Below are 16,134 nucleotides of genomic sequence, written 5' to 3'. Positions count from 1 at the left end.
ATCTCCCGCGACTCAACCGGCTTCGGGCTGCACATCAACCGCCGCTGTCGTCGCTTGCTGCCGCTCGGTTGCATAACCCGCGAGCGGATGCACATCCAGCAGTTCCGCCCACACATCCGCGTCGACATCCGCGAGCGTTTCCGACAACGGCGGTGGATTGTCCCCGCGCGCCGCGATCTTCCCGGCAATCTCCGGATGCGCATCGAACGCCGGATGCACGTTCATCCCGACCAGCACGAAATAGGCGAGATCGTTCTCGTTCGCGAGCCCGTACCGCTCCCGCGCCCGCACGGCCAGATCCTTCACATAGCGAATGCCCCAACGGCCCGGCACAGCCGACATCGGCGGCAGGAATTCGTCGTGCAACTGGAAATAGAGCGTCTCCGCGAATCCCTCGCGCGCCAGCGCTTCGTACTGCGTATCCGTGAACACGATCGGCGTTGCCGCCACGGCAGGCAGCGGTCCCTTCTCCTCGCCGACCACGCTCTCCCACGGATCGAACCGGTAACGGAACTCGACGAATGCCGTCAGCAGTTCGCGCCGCTGCGCAGGCGTCAGAATCGGCACGAGGTTTTCGAGAATCGACGGATCGTAGTAGCGCAGCAACGCCTGGCGCGTATCGGGCAACGTCGCCTCGGCCAGCGGATGCAGATACGCGGCGAGTTCGGGCAACGCATGGCCCGTCGCGAGCCAGACGACGAGATCCGAATCGCCGCCGGCATTCAGCAGGTCGAGCATCATTGCGCGCGACGCATCGTCGTCCGCCGTCAGGTCGAGCAGGAACGGGCCGATTTCGGGCCGCGACGCCTCGAGCATCGTGACCGGATACAGCGACTGCCATGCAATGCCGCGCCAGCGCGCTGCGTCGAGCACGGTTTCGTCCAACGCGCCGTCGACCAGCGCCAGCAGGCGCAGCGGGCGCGTCTCCGCGGCCTGCCGCGTGCGATACCAGTCGCGCAGGTCGTCGAGCCGCTGCGCGGCGGTTGTGCGTGGCCATTGCGCCGGCAGCGGCAGCGCGTGCGTCAGATCGTGGAACGGCTTCATGGAGGCGGCGGATTTCATGTGCGGGGCGTCAACGCGGACTTCATTTTCGCGGCGCTGCGCCGGCATTCCGAACACACGCCTTCAGGCAGGCGCGGCAGCGGGTAGTTGGTACTGGCCGGACCCGAGAAGCTGTGGTCGCCGCCCTTGAAATCCACCTTGCCGGGCGCGTGGATCTCGATGTTGCCGTTGCCGATGCGGATGTACGCGCCGCCGGACGTCAACAGGATCGGCTGCTTAGATGCGACGTCGATCTGTTCGGTCGCGGCGAGGATCTTGATGGCCTTCTGCGCGGTGAGCTCGACGTTGTCGTCGTGCGCACGGATCTCGATCTTGCCCTTGCCGGCGAACAGCTTCATTCCGGCGTTCTGCGCGAACAGGCTGACCGACGAGATCACGCTCGCGACCAGCGATTTCCCGGCCGCGATGTGGGTGTTCTGGCCACTGACGACGTTGACGTGCCGGTCGGCAACCATCTGCAGCGATTGCTGGCTCGCCATCCCGATGCCGGCCGGGCTGCCGAACAGCATCACCGGCTGCGTGAACGCGTTCGCGTTGCCCGTGCCGCCGCCGGCCGTGCGTCCGCCCGATGCCGCGCCGGGCACGCTCTGCTGGGTCGCGTCGGTGAACGTCTTCAGCGCGTCGCGACCGGGTTTCAGCGTGTCGGCCTGATGCGTCTCGCTCACGTCAGACAGCGATTCGAGCAGGCTCTCGGCACCGACGAGCTGTTGCTGCGTCTCGCGCACGTCGAGCGGCTGGCTCGACACGGCTTTCGGATGCGTGGTGACGTACAGGCCCTGGTTCGCGCGCACGGCGCCGTATGCATCGGTCCGCAGGTCGAAGCCGCTGCCGACGTACGCGCCGCGTGTGTTGCCGGACTGCTCGATCAGATAACCGACATGCAGCAGGCTGTTCGCCGTGCTGCTGTAGAGCTGCGAGCGGTTTTGCCCGGTCGCGTCGTCCATCACGAGCTGGTTGTATCCGCCGCCCGCGTATTCCTTCGAGCGAAAGCCGGACAGGATGCCGTCCGTATGCCATTGCGGTTTGGTCGCGCCGTTGTAGAGCCGGGCCGTGACGATCGGCCGGTCGCAGTCGCCGGACATCCAGTCGACCACCACTTCCTCGCCGATGCGCGGCACATGCACGCTGCCGTACCCGCCGCCGGTGTCCGACGACGCGACGCGCAGCCAGCACGATGCGCGCTCGTTGCCTTCGTTCAGGCGATCCCAGTGGAACCGGACCTTGATCCGGTTAAGTTCGTCGGTATGCACTTCCTCGCCCTTCGGCCCCGCGACGGTCGCGGTCTGCAGATGCATCTCGGGCTTCGGATGTTCGAACGGGCTGCGGAACGGCACCGTCTGGCGCTGCGCCTCGATCTCGACGAGATAGAAACCCTCGCTGCCGTCGGCGTGGCGCACGGTCATCGTGCGGGCCGCGTCGCCGAGCTGCGCCTTCATCGCTTCGAACTGCGCGGCCAGGCCATGCGGAAAATGCGACAGCGCAGCCGGAATGTTGTTCCTGATCCACCAGACCGTCTCGACGACGGCGAACCGGTTGCCGTCCTGTTCGGCCGGCGGATGGGCCGCATGGTCGGTCAGCTCGAACACCCGGCCAGCGTCGATGCCGCGCATGCCGCCGATACCGTGGAATCGCTTCGCGCGCGATTCCCATTCTTCCATCCGGATGGTCGACTGGCGGTTGCCGTCGCCCTGCGCACCGTACGTATAGGCGCCCGTGTACGTATAGACTTCGGCCTGGTTCGGCAGGTCGCCCTGATCCGGCCGGGTCGGGACATCGGTGCCCTTCGGATTGAGCGCGGTGCCGGGCGACTTGTAGTCGAACGTGCGCGTCGTGTAGTGGCTGCTCTGCAAGGTGCGCGTGCCCGACCACTGGACGAGCGCCTGGGTTTCGTCGCCCCAGGCCGCGCGCTGGAACGGCACGCGGGCCGGCGCGGTGGCGGGCAGTGCACGGAGCGAATCAGTGATCACCAGCGTGTGGTGCGAGCCGTCGCTGGCCTGCTCGAAGTAGCCGAACAGGCCTTCGTCCTCGTGCAGGCGATGGACGAAATTCCAGTCATCCTCGAATTGCATGCAGAACGAGCGGTTCGGCAGCGGTGCGGAGAGCGCGAACCGGAACATGCCGCCGGCTTGCGGATGCTGGTTGAAAACGTCGGTCAGGATTTCGTCGGCGGTGCGGTCTTGCCAGATGCGCTGGTCACGGCGGTACCGGAGGAACCCGAGCCACGACATGACCCGGATCTGGTACGCGGTGATGCCGCCGTCGAAGCCGAGCCGGCGCGCGGTCTGCACGTAGCCGTGCCACGGCAGATAGGTGTCGCCTTGCTGTTCGATCCACAGCGTGACAGGCTGCGCGATCAGCTTCTTCAGTTTGATGGTGTCGCGGGTGGAGACTGCGTCGACCGTCAACGTGAAATCGCGGCCCAGCCGCGATACTCCGTGAACCGTCTGGGGCAGCAGGACATTCTGGCCCAGCGGTGTATCGAGCTTGAGCAGGCGAGCTTGCTGAAACAGGCCGCCGCTGATCGCGCGAACCAGTTCTTGGGAATTCATCGTCGTGGCCCTCTTGAATCGAGAACGATGAGCAGGTAGGCGATTCGACCGCCGGTTTTGTCGTACAAATTCTCTCGATCCACGATTTTACAGGATAAATCAGGGGATTCCGGCGTCGCGGCGCCGGTCGGAAGTGGTGCCAGGTGCGCCACGTGCGACCGGCCCGACGGCCGTCGGCGGCCACGCGTGCGCCATCCGGCAGCCTTTGTCATCGCGTGCGTCTGGCCGGTCCCGCCCCCTGCGCGAGCGCCAGCTCGACGAACGCGCGCGCAGCCGCGCTCCGGTACGCGCCCTTGCGCTGCAGCAACACGGCCGTGCGTCGCAGCACGGCCGGGTCGAGCGCGACGGCGACGAGATCGTCGTGCCCGGTCGCGATCGTCGCGGGCAGCAGCGTCGCGAGGTGCGTGCGGCGCACGATCTCGATCACCGCACCCAGCGAATTCGCCTCCATCAGTACGCGCGGCCGCACGTCATGCTCGCGGAAATAACGGTCGATCTGCGTGCGCGTCGCGAACTCGGCGGTCAGCAGCACGAGCGGCGCGTCGTGCAGGGCGCGCAGGCCGGCCTTGCGTTTCCCGGCGAGCGCGTGCCGACGATTCACGACGAGCGCGAGCGTTTCGACCAACAGCGTTTCCACTTCGATATCCGCCGTCTGTACGTCTTCGAACGCGATGCCGACATCGAGCTCGTCGTCGACGAGCAGCGCCTCGATGCGCTCCTGCGACATCTCGCGCACCGACAGCGACACCTCCGGATAGCGGCCGTGAAACGCCTCGACGAGCGGCCCGACGAGATAGCTCGTGAAAGTCGGCGTGACCGCGATCCGCAGTGAGCCGCGGCTGAGATCCTGCACATCGTGAATGGCGCGCCGGCCTTCCGCGAGATCGTGCAGCGCCTGCCGCGCATAGCGGAAATACACGTCGCCGGCATCCGTCAGCCGTGTGACGCGCCCGGTGCGGTCGAACAGTTGCGCGCCGAGCGTCTCCTCGAGCTGGCGGATCTGCTGCGACAGCGCGGGCTGCGACACGTGCAGCGCGGCGGCCGCGCGCGTGAAGCTGCGGTGTTCGGCAACGGCCAGGAAGTAGGTGATATGGCGCAGCAGCATGGCGATTCCTATAAGTCGTGCTTATCCGGTGGATCATAAATCAGTCTTTTACGTTATTGGAAGCGCGGCGTAACCTGCCCTTCATCGATTTCACCCACACCGGAGAACACGCGATGAAGGACATCATCGAAGGCTTTCTGAAGTTCCAGCGCGACGCCTATCCGGGGCGCGCCGCACTGTTCCGCGATCTCGCGCGCAGCCAGAACCCGCGTGCGCTGTTCATCTCGTGCTCGGACAGCCGGCTCGTACCCGAACTCGTCACGCAGCGCGAACCGGGCGACCTGTTCGTGATCCGCAACGCCGGCAACATCGTGCCGTCGTACGGCCCCGAGCCGGGCGGCGTGTCGGCATCGGTCGAGTATGCGGTGGCCGCGCTGCGCGTGACCGACGTCGTGATCTGCGGCCATTCCGATTGCGGCGCCATGACCGCGATCGCGACCTGCCAGTGCATGGACCACATGCCGGCCGTCGGCCACTGGCTGCGCTACGCCGATTCGGCGCGCGTCGTGAACGAGGCGCGCGCGCATCGCAGCGAACGCGAGCGGATCGACTCGATGGTGCGCGAGAACGTCGTCGCGCAACTCGCGAACCTGAAGACGCACCCTGCCGTGCGGCTCGCGCTCGAGGAAGGGCGTCTCGCGCTGCACGGCTGGGTCTACGACATCGAATCGGGCTGCATCGATGCCCATGACGGCGCGACCGGCCGGTTCGTTTCCCTGGCGGACCATCCCGACGTCCGCGCCACGCCCGCGACGCTCCCCGTCGCGGCCTGAACTGCTCCTGTCTACTCACGAGGTATTGCCATGATCCAGTCCCAACACAGTCAGACTGCCCGCCACGCGCTTGCGGAGACCGTCGTCCTCGCGAAGGCGCGCAACAACCTGTCGTTCGCGCAGCTCACCGAAGGCACGGGCCTCAGCGAAGCGTTCGTCACGGCCGCGCTGCTCGGCCAGCATCCGTTGCCGGCCGACGCGGCGCGCGTCGTCGCCGACAAGCTCGGTCTCGACGACGACGCGGTGCTGCTGCTGCAGACGATCCCGCTGCGCGGCAGCATCGACGATCGCGTACCGACCGATCCGACCATTTACCGCTTCTACGAAATGCTGCAGGTGTACGGCACGACGCTGAAGGCGCTCGTCCACGAGAAGTTCGGCGACGGCATCATCAGCGCGATCAATTTCCGGCTCGATGTGAAGAAGGTCGACGATCCCGAAGGCGGTTCGCGCGCGGTGATCACGCTCGACGGCAAGTACCTGCCGACCAAGCCGTTCTGACGCCGGTGCGGCGCCGCGGTGAGGCGCGGCGCAGGTTTCCTCGACGTGCGTCGGCCGCCGGCCGGCGCACTTTCCCGCCATTCCGTTTCAACGAGGACACAGTCATGGATTTTGTGAAACGCACGATCGATCTTGCGATGAAGAACGTGGAAGAGGGCGGCCGCCCGTTCGCGACGGTGATCGTCCGCAACGGCGAGATCGTCGCCGAGAGCCCGAACCTCGTCGCGCAGACCAGCGACCCGACCGCGCACGCCGAGATTCTTGCGGTGCGCGACGCGTGCCGCAAGCTCGGCACCGAGCACCTGACCGACTGCGAGATCTACATTCTCGCGAGCCCGTGCCCGATGTGCCTCGGATCGCTGTACTACTGCAGCCCGAAGCGCGTGATCTACATCACGACGCGCGAGGATTACGCGCCGTTCTACCGCGACGACCGCAAGTACTTCGAGCTCGACACGTTCTATGCCGAGTTCGCGAAGCCGATCGACGCGCGGCGGCTGCCGATGGTGCAGCAAAAACACCGCGATGCGATCGGCGTTTACCGGCGCTGGAACGAACTGAACGCGAAATGACGTGACGCGCGCGACGCACATGTCGCGCGGCGCAGCCGCCCCGGCTGCTCGTTTTCCCCACCTCCGCTCCGCCCGGCGGCTGCCGTGCCGCCGGGCGCCCGTGCTGCGGCGCGGGTCCGCGTCGTGCCCCCGGTTTCCCGCCTGCCCAAACATCGATGCCGTTCAATGTCCGGAACGGAAATCCGCGATCCAAAAAGTTTTTGACGGGTTTAAAAATTCGCACTGGAGACAACACAAACGTGCGGAAAGCTCGATGAAAACCGATGAAATATTCATGACAGCCAGCGCGGCGGCCGCTCCCGGCCGCGGCTGATCGCGGCTGTCTGCCGTGCGTCGACCCACACCTGCTTCGTTGCGCCATTCGTTCCGGACGAGGAATCGCTCGATCCCTCTCCGCCGGCACCGTGCGACCGCACGACCGGTCGCGCCTGGCGCCTGAAATTCGCTTACTTGCTTAACACGGACCATCATGAAACGGGATTCATTCAGTACACCTGATGCAGTGCGTCGCGCGACGACGGACATGCTCAAGCCGAACGACGCGTTCGTACGCATCGAAAACGTCGTGAAGAAATTTGGCGACAGCACGGCCGTCGACAACGTGAACCTGACGATCGCGAAGAACGAATTGTTCGCGCTGCTCGGCAGCTCGGGCTGCGGCAAGTCGACGCTGCTGCGCATGCTCGCCGGGCTGGAGACGGCCACCGCCGGCAAGATCTTCGTCGACGGCGAGGATCTCGCATCGCTGCCGCCGTACCGCCGCCCGGTCAACATGATGTTCCAGTCGTACGCGCTGTTCCCGCACATGTCGGTCGAATCGAACGTCGCGTTCGGCCTGAAGCAGGAAGGCACGCCGAAGCACGAAATCAAGGAGCGCGTGGCCGACGCGCTCGCGCTGGTGCAGATGAGCAAGTATGCGCAGCGCAAGCCGCACCAGCTCTCCGGCGGCCAGCAGCAGCGCGTCGCGCTGGCCCGCTCGCTGGTCAAGCGCCCGAAGCTGCTGCTGCTCGACGAGCCGATGTCCGCGCTCGACAAGAAGATCCGCCAGAAGACCCAGCTCGAACTCGTGAACATCATCGAGAAGGTCGACGTGACCTGCGTGATGGTCACGCACGACCAGGAAGAGGCGATGACGATGGCCAGCCGCCTCGCGGTGATGAGCGAAGGCAAGATCGTGCAGATCGGCGCGCCCGGCGAAGTGTACGAGTTCCCGAACAGCCGCTTCTCGGCCGAATTCATCGGCTCGACCAACCTGTTCGAAGGGCGCGTGGTCGAGGACGAACCCGATCACATCTTCGTCGAAAGCGACGACCTCGAAACGCGCATGTACGTGAGCCACGGCGTGACGGGCCCGCTCGGGATGCCGGTCGGCATCTCGGTGCGCCCGGAACGCGTGCACGTGTCGCGCGAGAAGCCGGGTTCGAAACACAACTGGGCGCGCGGCGTGGTGACCGACATCGCGTACATGGGCAGCTACTCGCTGTATCACGTGCGCCTGCCGAGCGGCAAGACGGTCGTGTCGAACCTGTCGAGCTCGCACCTGCTGCACGACAGTGCGCCGGCCTGGAACGACGACGTGTTCGTGTCGTGGTCGCCGGCGAGCGGCGTCGTGCTGACGCAGTGAGGACGACACGATGAGAACCTCCGCTTCCACTCCGTCCGCGCCGGTGTCGTCCGGCGCCGCGAGCACCGGCGCAGGCCGGGCCCGCCCGAGCCGCTTCGCCGCGCTGTCGCGTTTCCTGCCGTCGGGCCGCAGCGTTGCGATCGGCGTGCCGTTCCTGTGGCTCGCAGTCTTCTTCGCGCTGCCGTTCGTGCTGGTGCTGAAGATCAGCTTCGCCGACCAGGTGATGGGCATCCCGCCGTACACGTTGCTCGTCGAGTTCAAGGACGGCGTCGTGCACTTCGCGATGCAGCTGTCGCACTACGCGTTCCTGCTGCAGGACGACCTGTACATCGCGACCTACCTCAGCTCGCTGAAGATGGCCGCCGTGTCGACGGTTCTGTGCCTGTTGATCGGTTACCCGATGGCGTACTACATCGCGCGTGCCGAGCCGAACCGGCGCAACGTGCTGATGATGGCCGTGATGCTGCCGTTCTGGACGTCGTTCCTGATCCGCGTGTACGCATGGATCGGCATCCTGAAGGACGACGGCCTGCTGAACCACACGCTGATCGCGCTCGGCATCATCCACACGCCGCTGCGGCTGTATCACAGCGATGCGGGCGTCTATATCGGCATGGTCTATTCGTACCTGCCGTTCATGGTGATGCCGCTGTACGCGCACCTGGTGAAGATGGACCTCACGCTGCTCGAGGCCGCGTACGACCTCGGCGCGAAGCCGTGGGTCGCGTTCACGCGGATCACGCTGCCGCTGTCGAGGAACGGGATCATCGCCGGCAGCCTGCTGGTGTTCATCCCGGCAGTGGGCGAGTACGTGATTCCGGAACTGCTCGGCGGCGCGGACACGCTGATGATCGGCCGCGTGATGTGGGATGAATTCTTCAACAACATGGACTGGCCGATGGCGTCCGCGGTGACGGTCGCGATGGTGATGCTGCTGCTGGTGCCGATGGCGCTGTTCCAGTACTACCAGGTCAAGGAACTGGAGGAAGCGAAATGATCAAGCCGAGCAAACCGCTGTCGACGGGCGTTCTCGCCTTCGGGTTCCTGTTCCTGTACATCCCGATCATCAGCCTGGTCGTGTACTCGTTCAACGAGTCGAAGCTGGTGACGGTGTGGTCGGGCTTCTCGCTGAAGTGGTACGCGGCGCTGTGGCAGGACGACGAGTTGCTGACGGCCGCGTGGCTGTCGCTGAAGATCGGCCTGCTGACGGCCACCGCGTCGGTCGTGATCGGCACGTGGGCGGGCTTCGTGCTGGCGCGCTTCGGCCGCTTCAAGGGCTTCACGCTGTACACGGGGATGATCAACGCGCCGCTGGTGATTCCGGAGGTGATCCAGGGCATCTCGCTGCTGCTGCTGTTCGTTGCGCTGGAGCAGATGTTCGGCTGGCCGAAGGGGCGCGGGATGCTGACGATCTGGATCGGTCACGTGATGCTGTGCGTGTCGTACGTGGCGATCATCGTGCAGTCGCGCGTGAAGGAGATGAACAAGTCGCTGGAGGAGGCCGCGCTCGATCTGGGGGCGACGCCGCTGAAGGTGTTCTTCGTGGTGACGCTGCCGCTGATCTCGCAGGCACTGCTGTCGGGCTGGCTGCTGTCGTTCACGCTGTCGATCGACGACCTGGTGCTGTCGGCGTTCCTGTCGGGGCCCGGGTCGACGACGCTGCCGCTGGTGGTGTTCTCGCGCGTGCGGCTGGGGCTGAACCCGGAGATGAACGCGCTGGCGACGCTGTTCATCACGGCCGTGACGGTCGGCGTGATCGTCGTGAACCGGATGATGATCGCGCGCGAACGACGCCGGGTGGCCGACATGAAGGCGGCGTTCGCGGTGGCGTGAGCGGGGGGCGGACGCGCTCGATACCTGGGTGCGATGCGAGCGGGGCGGCGGGTGTGCTGCTTACTCGCCGCTCCTGTCGCTTTCGCGCGCCACTTCAGTTCTCGAATTCCTGTCTGAATAGCTCGACCAGCATCTCCGCGGCCAGCGACAGCGGCGCATCGCGCAGCTTGAGAATGCCGAGCGTCAGCGGCGGGAGCGCCATGCGCAGCGGTATCCGGCTTGCCTGCGCGCCGTAGGGCTCGACGTCGAGCATGCCGGCCGGACATGCGAGCAACGCATCGCTGCGTGTCATCAGGTTCCAGCCGACGCCAAACGAACTGACCCTGACGATGGAGGCCGGGAGCGCATGCTGCGCTCTGCGCAGATGGTCGAGCCAGTTGCTGTGCTGGCTGCCTGGCGACAGGTTCATGACCCATGTGCAGTCGACGAGGCGGTCCCATTCGGTGGCTGTCGCGCGCGGATGCCCGCGCCGGCATGCCACCACGGTTTCCAGTCTTTTCAGCGGTTCGAACTGGAACTCGCTTCCGATTTCCTCTTCCGCCGGGGCGGCCACCGCAAAATCGATCGAGCCATCGCGCATCGCGTGCAGGATGTGCGGCATCATCCCTTCCTCGACCGTGAGGTTCGCGAGCGGCATGCGCTTGCGAAAGCGCTCGATCACGGCAGGCAGCACACCGATAAATACGATCGGCGTCACGGCGACCGAAACATGTCCATGCTTGCCGCCGAGAATGTGCCGGATATCCTGGCGAGCCAGCGCCAGTTGCGCATGGGCGAGCCGTGCACGCACGGTAAGTTGCTGACCGCACTCCGTCAGCGTGACGCCGCGCGTGCTGCGCGATATCAGCGGCGCCTCCAGGTCCTGCTCCAGCTCGCGAATCGCCTTGGTGACCGCCGCCTGGCTCAAGCGAAGCTGTCGTGCCGCTCCGCGAATGCTGCCGGTTTCAACCAGCGCAAGCCACGCCTTCAAGTGGTGATCCTTCATGTCTCCTTCCACGCGTCTGTTTTCCGGCGCGCAATGCCGTGGCATGGCCGCCGACCGGACGCTCTGTCGTTCGAACCGGATTCTAGCCGGTATCCGGCCTGGCGCACTTCATCGGCACCGCGGCGACGCGACCCATCCATAGGAGGTGCTGACAACTTGTGGTTGTCTTCGCCGAGAAGCGTTCGTCTTATGCGATCAAAACTGGCCGGTTAGGCTTCTTTCATCGCGAGCCCGGTCGGGAATTCGCGGCAATCCATTCGATGAAGAACAAGGAGGAGCGAAACGTGGAACAGCAACTGTGGCGCCTGAGCGCGACCGAGATGACGGCGCTCGTCGCGCGCCGGGACGTGTCTTCGAAGGAGCTCGTGCAGAGTTGCCTGCAGCGGCTCGAGGACGTCAATCCAAGGATCAACGCTATCGTCGATGTGCTCGCCGACAGCGCGTTGTCGGCCGCCGCGGCGGCCGATGACGCGATTGCGCGACGCGAGCCGATCGGCCCGTTGCACGGTGTGCCGGTCACCGTCAAGGTGAACGTCGACATGGCCGGCTTCGCGACGAGCAACGGCGTGAACGCCTTCGCGGACCTTGTCGCGCGCGAGGACAGCCCCGTAGTGTCGAATCTGCGCAAGGCCGGCGCCATCATCATCGGGCGCAATAACGCACCGGCATTCTCGTATCGCTGGTTCACCGACAACGACCTGTACGGCCGCACGCTGAACCCGTGGCATCCGGGGCTGACGCCAGGCGGGTCAAGCGGCGGCGCCGCCGCGGCCGTCGCGGCGGGTATCGGCCCGATCGCACACGGCAACGATCTCGGCGGATCGATCCGCTACCCGGCCTACGCTTGCGGCGTCGCCGGGCTGCGACCGACGGCGGGACGCGTCCCGGCTTACAACCCGACCCAGTCGAAGGACCGGACGCTCGCTGTCCAGCTCGCGTCGGTTCAGGGGCCGCTGGCACGCACGATCGGCGACCTGCGTCTTGCGCTGTCGGCGATGGCCGCGGGCGATTCGCGCGACGCGTGGTGGATGCCCGTCGCGCCGGCCGGCGACGACGCATCGTTTCCCACGCGCGTGGCCGTCTGTGCATCGCTCCCGGGCGTGCCGACCGACGACGCAGTGACCGACACGGTGCGTCAGGCTGCACGCTGGCTCGAAGATGCCGGATGCGTGGTCGAAGAGGTCGTCCCGCCGAGGATGAACGAAGCGAGCGAACTGTGGCTTGCCCTCGTCACCAACGAGGCGACGGCGGGGCTGGACAAGACGATCGACGCGTACGGTGACCAGGCAATTCGCACCGCGTTCGCGAGCCAGCGAAGTGTCGCGCCCCGGCTCGACCTGGCCGGCTACATGAACGGCCTTGCACAACGCACGGGCCTGCTGCGCGAATGGCACGCTTTTTTCGAGCAGTATCCGTTGCTGCTGATGCCCGTCTCGTGCCAGCGGCCGTTTGCCATCGACGAGGATCAGCGAGGCGACGCCGCGTTCCGGCGCATTCTCGACGCGCAAGGCCCGTTGCTCTCGACCGCGCTCCTCGGCCTGCCGGGACTGTCCGTGCCGACCGGTGTTCGCGACGGCGTGCCGATGGGGGTTCAGATCGCCGCGGGCCGGTTCCAGGAGGCGCTGTGCCTCGCGGCCGGCGAAGCGATCGAGGCGCGCGCGGGCATCTGCACGCCGATCGATCCGGTCGACGCAGCGCGGCAGGAGGCGCGATAGATCCATGGCCAAGTTCCTGATCGGCCTTGCCGTGCCTTATCTCGGCGTGTTGGGCTTGCTGCCCTGGGTCTCGTCCGTCGATGCCTACGTGTTCGGCGTGCCGTTCGTCTACGCATGGATGTTCGCGTGGTTCGTCCTGACGTCCGCGTGCCTGTTCGTCTGCTGGCGCTGTTTCGACAAGCCGGCGGCCGATGCGGCCCGGCTCGAAGTCTGATTTCGCGGAGGCACATATGTCGACAGTTGTATTCGTGGGGTTCGTCGCCCTGTCGTTCTGCCTCGCGCTTTACTCGCGCCGTGGCGTGGGCAAGCAGAGTGTGCACGACTTCTTCGTCGCATCACGGCAATTTGGCGCGTTTCTCGTCTTTTTCCTGGCGGCGGGCGAGATCTATAGCGTCGCAACGATGGTCGGTTTCGCGGGCGGCATTTATGCGAAAGGGCCGACCTACGGCATCTGGTTTCTCGGCTATATCCTGCTAGCGTATCCACTGGGCTACTTTTTGGGGCCGAAGATCTGGGAAGCGGGGCAGCGCTACAACGCGATTACGCTCGCGGACCTGTTCGGCGGCTATTTCCGTAGCCGCTCGACCGAACTCGTCGTCGCGCTGTCGTCGATCGCGTTTCTTTTGCCGATGGCCCAATTGCAGTTCACGGGCCTCATTGCCGCGTTTCGCGGGATCGGCTGGCAATTCGAGCCGCTGCACATGGTGCTGATCGCCGGTGTGCTCGCGTTCGCCTACATCATGATCGCCGGTATCCGTTCGTCGGCCTACGTAGCAGTACTGAAAGACATCCTGATGGTCCTGGCGATTGTGGCTACGGGCCTGGCCGTGGCAGGACATGTCGGCGTGAAGGAGGTTTTCCACGCGGCAAGCCTGCGCGTCGGCAATCAGATGAACGCGGAACAGCTGCGCTTTACGATGAGCACGATCCTGCTGCAGTCGCTCGGCTTCCTCGCGATGCCATTCGGCGTGCAGATGTTCTTCACCGCGAAAAGCGCCGACACGATCCGGCGTTCGCAGATCGCGATGCCACTCTACATGCTGATGTATCCGTTCCTCGTCATCGCCGCGTATTACGCGATCAGTCAGAGCGTACACCTGCGCTCGCCGAACGAGGCGTTCTTCGTCGCGGCGAATGCGCTGCTGCCGTCCTGGCTCATCGGGCTCGTTGCGGCTGCCGCCGCGCTCTCCGGCTTGCTCGTGCTGACCAGCATGTGTCTCGCGATCGGGCCGATCGTGAGCCGCAACCTGCTGCCTTCGCTTCCGGCGCAGCGGCAGACTGGCGCTGCGAAGATCGTGATCTTCGTCTATCTCGCGGTATCCATCGCGATGACGTCTTCGACGCCGACACTGATGCTCACGCTGATCAACGTCACGTACTACGGCGTCGCCCAGTTCTTCCCGGGCCTGATCGCGGTGCTGTTCTCACTGCGCATCCGGCCGCTGGCAGTGACGGCAGGCATGCTCGTCGGACAAGGTCTCGCGCTGATGTTGTATCTCGGAAAGTTCCAGCTCGGCGGCATCAATCTTGGGCTGCCCTGTCTGGCTGCCAACGTCGCCACCGTCGCCGCGATCCATTACCTGATCGGCGCAGGTGCGCCCCGCGCGGTGGTGTCGCGGTAAGCTCACCGGCCTCGACCTGTCCGATCGACCGGCAGTTGTCACTCGGTCGACGGCTCGTCGCAGCCTTCGGTAGCCACCGATAGCGGCCGGCTCTGCCGGCCTGCATCGGTCGACTCGAAATTCAACGCGATCGTACCCGTTCATACTTCGACCCACTTCCAGATGAAACGCTTCGCATACCTACTTTTATTGTCGACTCCCGGATTGGCGATGGCGCAAGGTTCCGTGACCCTGTACGGGATCGTCGACACGGGGCTTCAGTATCTGACCAACGCCGACAGCGCCGGACATCGATCGGTCGGGATTGCGCAGAGCGCCTATCTGCCGTCCCGCTTCGGCATCAGGGGCGTGGAAGACCTGGGCGGCGACCTGAAGGCCGTGTTCCAGTTGGAGAACGGCTTCAATTCGGCGACCGGGGCAATGGTCGTGGCCGACACGCTTTTCAATCGACAGGCGTGGGTCGGCCTTGACGGGACCCTCGGAAAGTTGACATTCGGACGCCAGTACAGCGTGCAGTTCGACAGGGCGATTTACTACGATCCGACCTATTTCGCCGCTTACTCCGCTCTCGCCCTCAATGCCATCCCGCAGGCGACGATCCGCGTGAACAACTCGGTGAAGTTCACGTCGCATCAGCTCGCGGGCTTCACGACCGAAGCCATGTACGGCTTCGGCCAGCAGGTGCCTGGCAACACGCTGGCCGGACGGTATATCGGCGCCGCGCTCGAATATACGGCCAATCGCTTTACGGCGACCGCGACGGTCGAACAGATGCGTGGCACGGTTGCGGCGGCGAGCGATCTTTCGTCGCGCGTCGACCAGCGCTACGCATTCGCCGCGCGGTACAACGCGCCGAAGTGGGCCGTGATGGCCAACGTCACCCGGATCACGGGCGACCTGCAACTGACGCCGCGAGGCACCGTGTATTGGCTGGCCGGCAACATGTTCGTCACGCCGGAGGTTCAGTTGTATGCGATCGGCGGACGCTACGATTATCAGGGCCGCGCGGAGCACCCGATGATCTTCGTGGCGGGAACGCTCTACGTGCTGTCCAAGCGCACGTTGCTTTATGCGAACGTCGGCACCGCGCGGAACCAAGGAAGCAGCTCGCTTGGCGTGAACAGTTACGCGTCCGTCGGCCAGCCTGGCCACAGTCAGCTCGGTGTCTCGGTCGGTATCGATCAGAAGTTCTGAAGCGGACGGGCATGGCAGAATTGCCGGGTTGAACAAAGGCGGGCCGAATGGCCCGGCAATCTGTCGCCTACTTGTGCACTCACATGACCGCTCATTCCGACATCGAGATCCGCGTGACCGCCGTCGGGCAGCCGACCGCCCGAGACCTCATCAGCAGCAAGCTCAACGAGTACAACAACACGATGACGAACCGGCCCGACAACACGGCGCTCGACATCTACGTGACCGATCCCGCGACCGGCGAGATAGTGGGCGGTCTCACCGGCCGGACCTCGCTCGGCCTCTTTTTCATCGATCTGTTTTACCTGCCCGAATCGCTGCGCGGCGGCGGATTCGGCAGCCGGCTGCTGCGCGAGGCCGAAGCGGAAGCGAAACGGCGCGGGTGCGCGCGCGCGGTGCTGTACACGATCTCGTTCCAGGCGCCGGACTTTTACCGGAAGCAGGGCTACGAGACGTTCGGCGAAGTGCCGTGCGAGCCGGAAGGGACGGCGCGCGTGTTCATGGTCAAGATGCTTTGAGCGCGTTTTCGCGGCAACAGGCTTGTTCCTGACATCTGCCGACATCGAAGGCGTTGGCCGACGAAGCTTGACCGACCGCTT

Annotated in this window: 16 protein-coding genes; 11 read left to right on the top strand and 5 right to left on the bottom strand. The window is 65.3% G+C overall.

What is annotated here, in order from left to right; translation table 11 throughout:
* Positions 1-12: 12 nt before the first annotated feature.
* From CUJ89_RS30575 to cynR, 3 genes are all read right to left on the bottom strand, one after another.
* The gene (locus tag CUJ89_RS30575) at positions 13-1,062 is read right to left on the bottom strand and encodes a DUF4123 domain-containing protein (RefSeq protein ID WP_114181649.1); all 1,050 of its coding nucleotides are present in this window, start codon (positions 1,060-1,062) and stop codon (positions 13-15) included.
* Complete coding sequence (locus CUJ89_RS30570) at positions 1,059-3,611, bottom strand: type VI secretion system Vgr family protein (protein ID WP_114180988.1); 2,553 nt, start codon at positions 3,609-3,611, stop codon at positions 1,059-1,061. The genes CUJ89_RS30575 and CUJ89_RS30570 overlap by 4 nt, the downstream gene beginning before the upstream one ends.
* Positions 3,612-3,819: 208 nt before the next feature.
* Positions 3,820-4,716: a transcriptional regulator CynR gene (cynR, locus tag CUJ89_RS30565; protein ID WP_114180987.1), complete on the bottom strand. Its 897-nt coding sequence runs from the start codon at positions 4,714-4,716 to the stop codon at positions 3,820-3,822.
* A 113-nt stretch (positions 4,717-4,829) separates the two neighbouring features.
* On the opposite strand from cynR, the gene CUJ89_RS30560 reads away from it, so the two are divergent.
* The 3 genes from CUJ89_RS30560 to CUJ89_RS30550 all read left to right on the top strand — a co-directional run bounded on the left by CUJ89_RS30560 (position 4,830) and on the right by CUJ89_RS30550 (position 6,562).
* The gene (locus CUJ89_RS30560; protein WP_114180986.1) at positions 4,830-5,489 is read left to right on the top strand and encodes a carbonic anhydrase; all 660 of its coding nucleotides are present in this window, start codon (positions 4,830-4,832) and stop codon (positions 5,487-5,489) included.
* A 30-nt stretch (positions 5,490-5,519) separates the two neighbouring features.
* On the top strand, positions 5,520-5,990 hold the full coding sequence (gene cynS / locus CUJ89_RS30555) for a cyanase (RefSeq protein WP_114180985.1): 471 nt from the start codon (positions 5,520-5,522) through the stop codon (positions 5,988-5,990).
* 104 nt (positions 5,991-6,094) lie between these two features.
* Positions 6,095-6,562, top strand: a complete 468-nt coding sequence (locus CUJ89_RS30550; RefSeq protein ID WP_114180984.1) for a nucleoside deaminase — start codon at positions 6,095-6,097, stop codon at positions 6,560-6,562.
* 162 nt (positions 6,563-6,724) lie between these two features.
* On the opposite strand, the gene CUJ89_RS38405 is transcribed toward CUJ89_RS30550, so the two are convergent.
* Entirely contained in the window at positions 6,725-7,087 is a 363-nt protein-coding gene (locus tag CUJ89_RS38405) for a hypothetical protein (protein WP_201752427.1), read from the bottom strand.
* On the opposite strand from CUJ89_RS38405, the gene CUJ89_RS30545 reads away from it, so the two are divergent.
* The 3 genes from CUJ89_RS30545 to CUJ89_RS30535 are packed head-to-tail and all read left to right on the top strand — an operon-like array spanning position 7,086 to position 10,019.
* The gene (locus CUJ89_RS30545) at positions 7,086-8,186 is read left to right on the top strand and encodes an ABC transporter ATP-binding protein (protein WP_236654999.1); all 1,101 of its coding nucleotides are present in this window, start codon (positions 7,086-7,088) and stop codon (positions 8,184-8,186) included. The genes CUJ89_RS38405 and CUJ89_RS30545 overlap by 2 nt on opposite strands.
* 10 nt (positions 8,187-8,196) lie before the next feature.
* Positions 8,197-9,183, top strand: coding sequence for an ABC transporter permease subunit (locus CUJ89_RS30540; RefSeq protein ID WP_114180982.1), 987 nt, complete (start codon positions 8,197-8,199; stop codon positions 9,181-9,183).
* Entirely contained in the window at positions 9,180-10,019 is an 840-nt protein-coding gene (locus CUJ89_RS30535; RefSeq protein ID WP_114180981.1) for an ABC transporter permease subunit, read from the top strand. Before CUJ89_RS30540 ends, CUJ89_RS30535 begins: the two co-directional genes overlap by 4 nt.
* 94 nt (positions 10,020-10,113) lie before the next feature.
* Here CUJ89_RS30535 and CUJ89_RS30530 read toward each other — a convergent pair whose 3' ends face one another.
* Positions 10,114-11,004 carry a LysR substrate-binding domain-containing protein gene (locus tag CUJ89_RS30530; RefSeq protein WP_114180980.1) on the bottom strand — a complete coding sequence of 297 codons (891 nt, stop codon included), beginning with the start codon at positions 11,002-11,004 and terminating at the stop codon, positions 10,114-10,116.
* Between the two features lie 284 nt (positions 11,005-11,288).
* Here CUJ89_RS30530 and CUJ89_RS30525 point away from each other — a divergent pair, with 284 nt between their 5' ends.
* The 5 genes from CUJ89_RS30525 to CUJ89_RS30505 all read left to right on the top strand — a co-directional run bounded on the left by CUJ89_RS30525 (position 11,289) and on the right by CUJ89_RS30505 (position 16,053).
* On the top strand, positions 11,289-12,719 hold the full coding sequence (locus tag CUJ89_RS30525; protein ID WP_114181648.1) for an amidase family protein: 1,431 nt from the start codon (positions 11,289-11,291) through the stop codon (positions 12,717-12,719).
* A 4-nt stretch (positions 12,720-12,723) separates the two neighbouring features.
* On the top strand, positions 12,724-12,933 hold the full coding sequence (locus CUJ89_RS30520) for a DUF3311 domain-containing protein (RefSeq protein ID WP_114180979.1): 210 nt from the start codon (positions 12,724-12,726) through the stop codon (positions 12,931-12,933).
* 16 nt (positions 12,934-12,949) lie between these two features.
* Positions 12,950-14,341, top strand: a complete 1,392-nt coding sequence (locus CUJ89_RS30515) for a sodium:solute symporter family protein (RefSeq protein WP_114180978.1) — start codon at positions 12,950-12,952, stop codon at positions 14,339-14,341.
* Positions 14,342-14,551: 210 nt separating this feature from the next.
* The gene (locus CUJ89_RS30510; RefSeq protein WP_161556573.1) at positions 14,552-15,535 is read left to right on the top strand and encodes a porin; all 984 of its coding nucleotides are present in this window, start codon (positions 14,552-14,554) and stop codon (positions 15,533-15,535) included.
* A gap of 83 nt (positions 15,536-15,618) precedes the next feature.
* Entirely contained in the window at positions 15,619-16,053 is a 435-nt protein-coding gene (locus CUJ89_RS30505; RefSeq protein WP_114180976.1) for a GNAT family N-acetyltransferase, read from the top strand.
* Positions 16,054-16,134: the final 81 nt, after the last annotated feature.

The sequence above is a fragment of the Burkholderia pyrrocinia genome (assembly GCF_003330765.1).
GTDB classification, from domain to species: domain Bacteria; phylum Pseudomonadota; class Gammaproteobacteria; order Burkholderiales; family Burkholderiaceae; genus Burkholderia; species Burkholderia pyrrocinia_B.
This window is presented reverse-complemented; position numbering and strand designations above follow the sequence as displayed.

Excerpts from the sequence above, each read along its gene's own strand:
- CUJ89_RS30530 (WP_114180980.1), bottom strand. The coding sequence starts at position 11,004 with ATGAAGGATCACCACTTGAAGGCGTGGCTTGCGCTGGTTGAAACCGGC.
- CUJ89_RS30505 (WP_114180976.1), top strand. The coding sequence starts at position 15,619 with ATGACCGCTCATTCCGACATCGAGATCCGCGTGACCGCCGTCGGGCAG.
- CUJ89_RS30545 (WP_236654999.1), top strand. The coding sequence starts at position 7,086 with ATGCTCAAGCCGAACGACGCGTTCGTACGCATCGAAAACGTCGTGAAG.
- CUJ89_RS30520 (WP_114180979.1), top strand. The coding sequence starts at position 12,724 with ATGGCCAAGTTCCTGATCGGCCTTGCCGTGCCTTATCTCGGCGTGTTG.
- cynS (WP_114180985.1), top strand. The coding sequence starts at position 5,520 with ATGATCCAGTCCCAACACAGTCAGACTGCCCGCCACGCGCTTGCGGAG.
- CUJ89_RS30515 (WP_114180978.1), top strand. The coding sequence starts at position 12,950 with ATGTCGACAGTTGTATTCGTGGGGTTCGTCGCCCTGTCGTTCTGCCTC.
- CUJ89_RS30540 (WP_114180982.1), top strand. The coding sequence starts at position 8,197 with ATGAGAACCTCCGCTTCCACTCCGTCCGCGCCGGTGTCGTCCGGCGCC.
- CUJ89_RS38405 (WP_201752427.1), bottom strand. The coding sequence starts at position 7,087 with ATGTCCGTCGTCGCGCGACGCACTGCATCAGGTGTACTGAATGAATCC.
- cynR (WP_114180987.1), bottom strand. The coding sequence starts at position 4,716 with ATGCTGCTGCGCCATATCACCTACTTCCTGGCCGTTGCCGAACACCGC.
- CUJ89_RS30510 (WP_161556573.1), top strand. The coding sequence starts at position 14,552 with ATGGCGCAAGGTTCCGTGACCCTGTACGGGATCGTCGACACGGGGCTT.
- CUJ89_RS30570 (WP_114180988.1), bottom strand. The coding sequence starts at position 3,611 with ATGAATTCCCAAGAACTGGTTCGCGCGATCAGCGGCGGCCTGTTTCAG.
- CUJ89_RS30535 (WP_114180981.1), top strand. The coding sequence starts at position 9,180 with ATGATCAAGCCGAGCAAACCGCTGTCGACGGGCGTTCTCGCCTTCGGG.
- CUJ89_RS30550 (WP_114180984.1), top strand. The coding sequence starts at position 6,095 with ATGGATTTTGTGAAACGCACGATCGATCTTGCGATGAAGAACGTGGAA.
- CUJ89_RS30560 (WP_114180986.1), top strand. The coding sequence starts at position 4,830 with ATGAAGGACATCATCGAAGGCTTTCTGAAGTTCCAGCGCGACGCCTAT.
- CUJ89_RS30575 (WP_114181649.1), bottom strand. The coding sequence starts at position 1,062 with ATGAAATCCGCCGCCTCCATGAAGCCGTTCCACGATCTGACGCACGCG.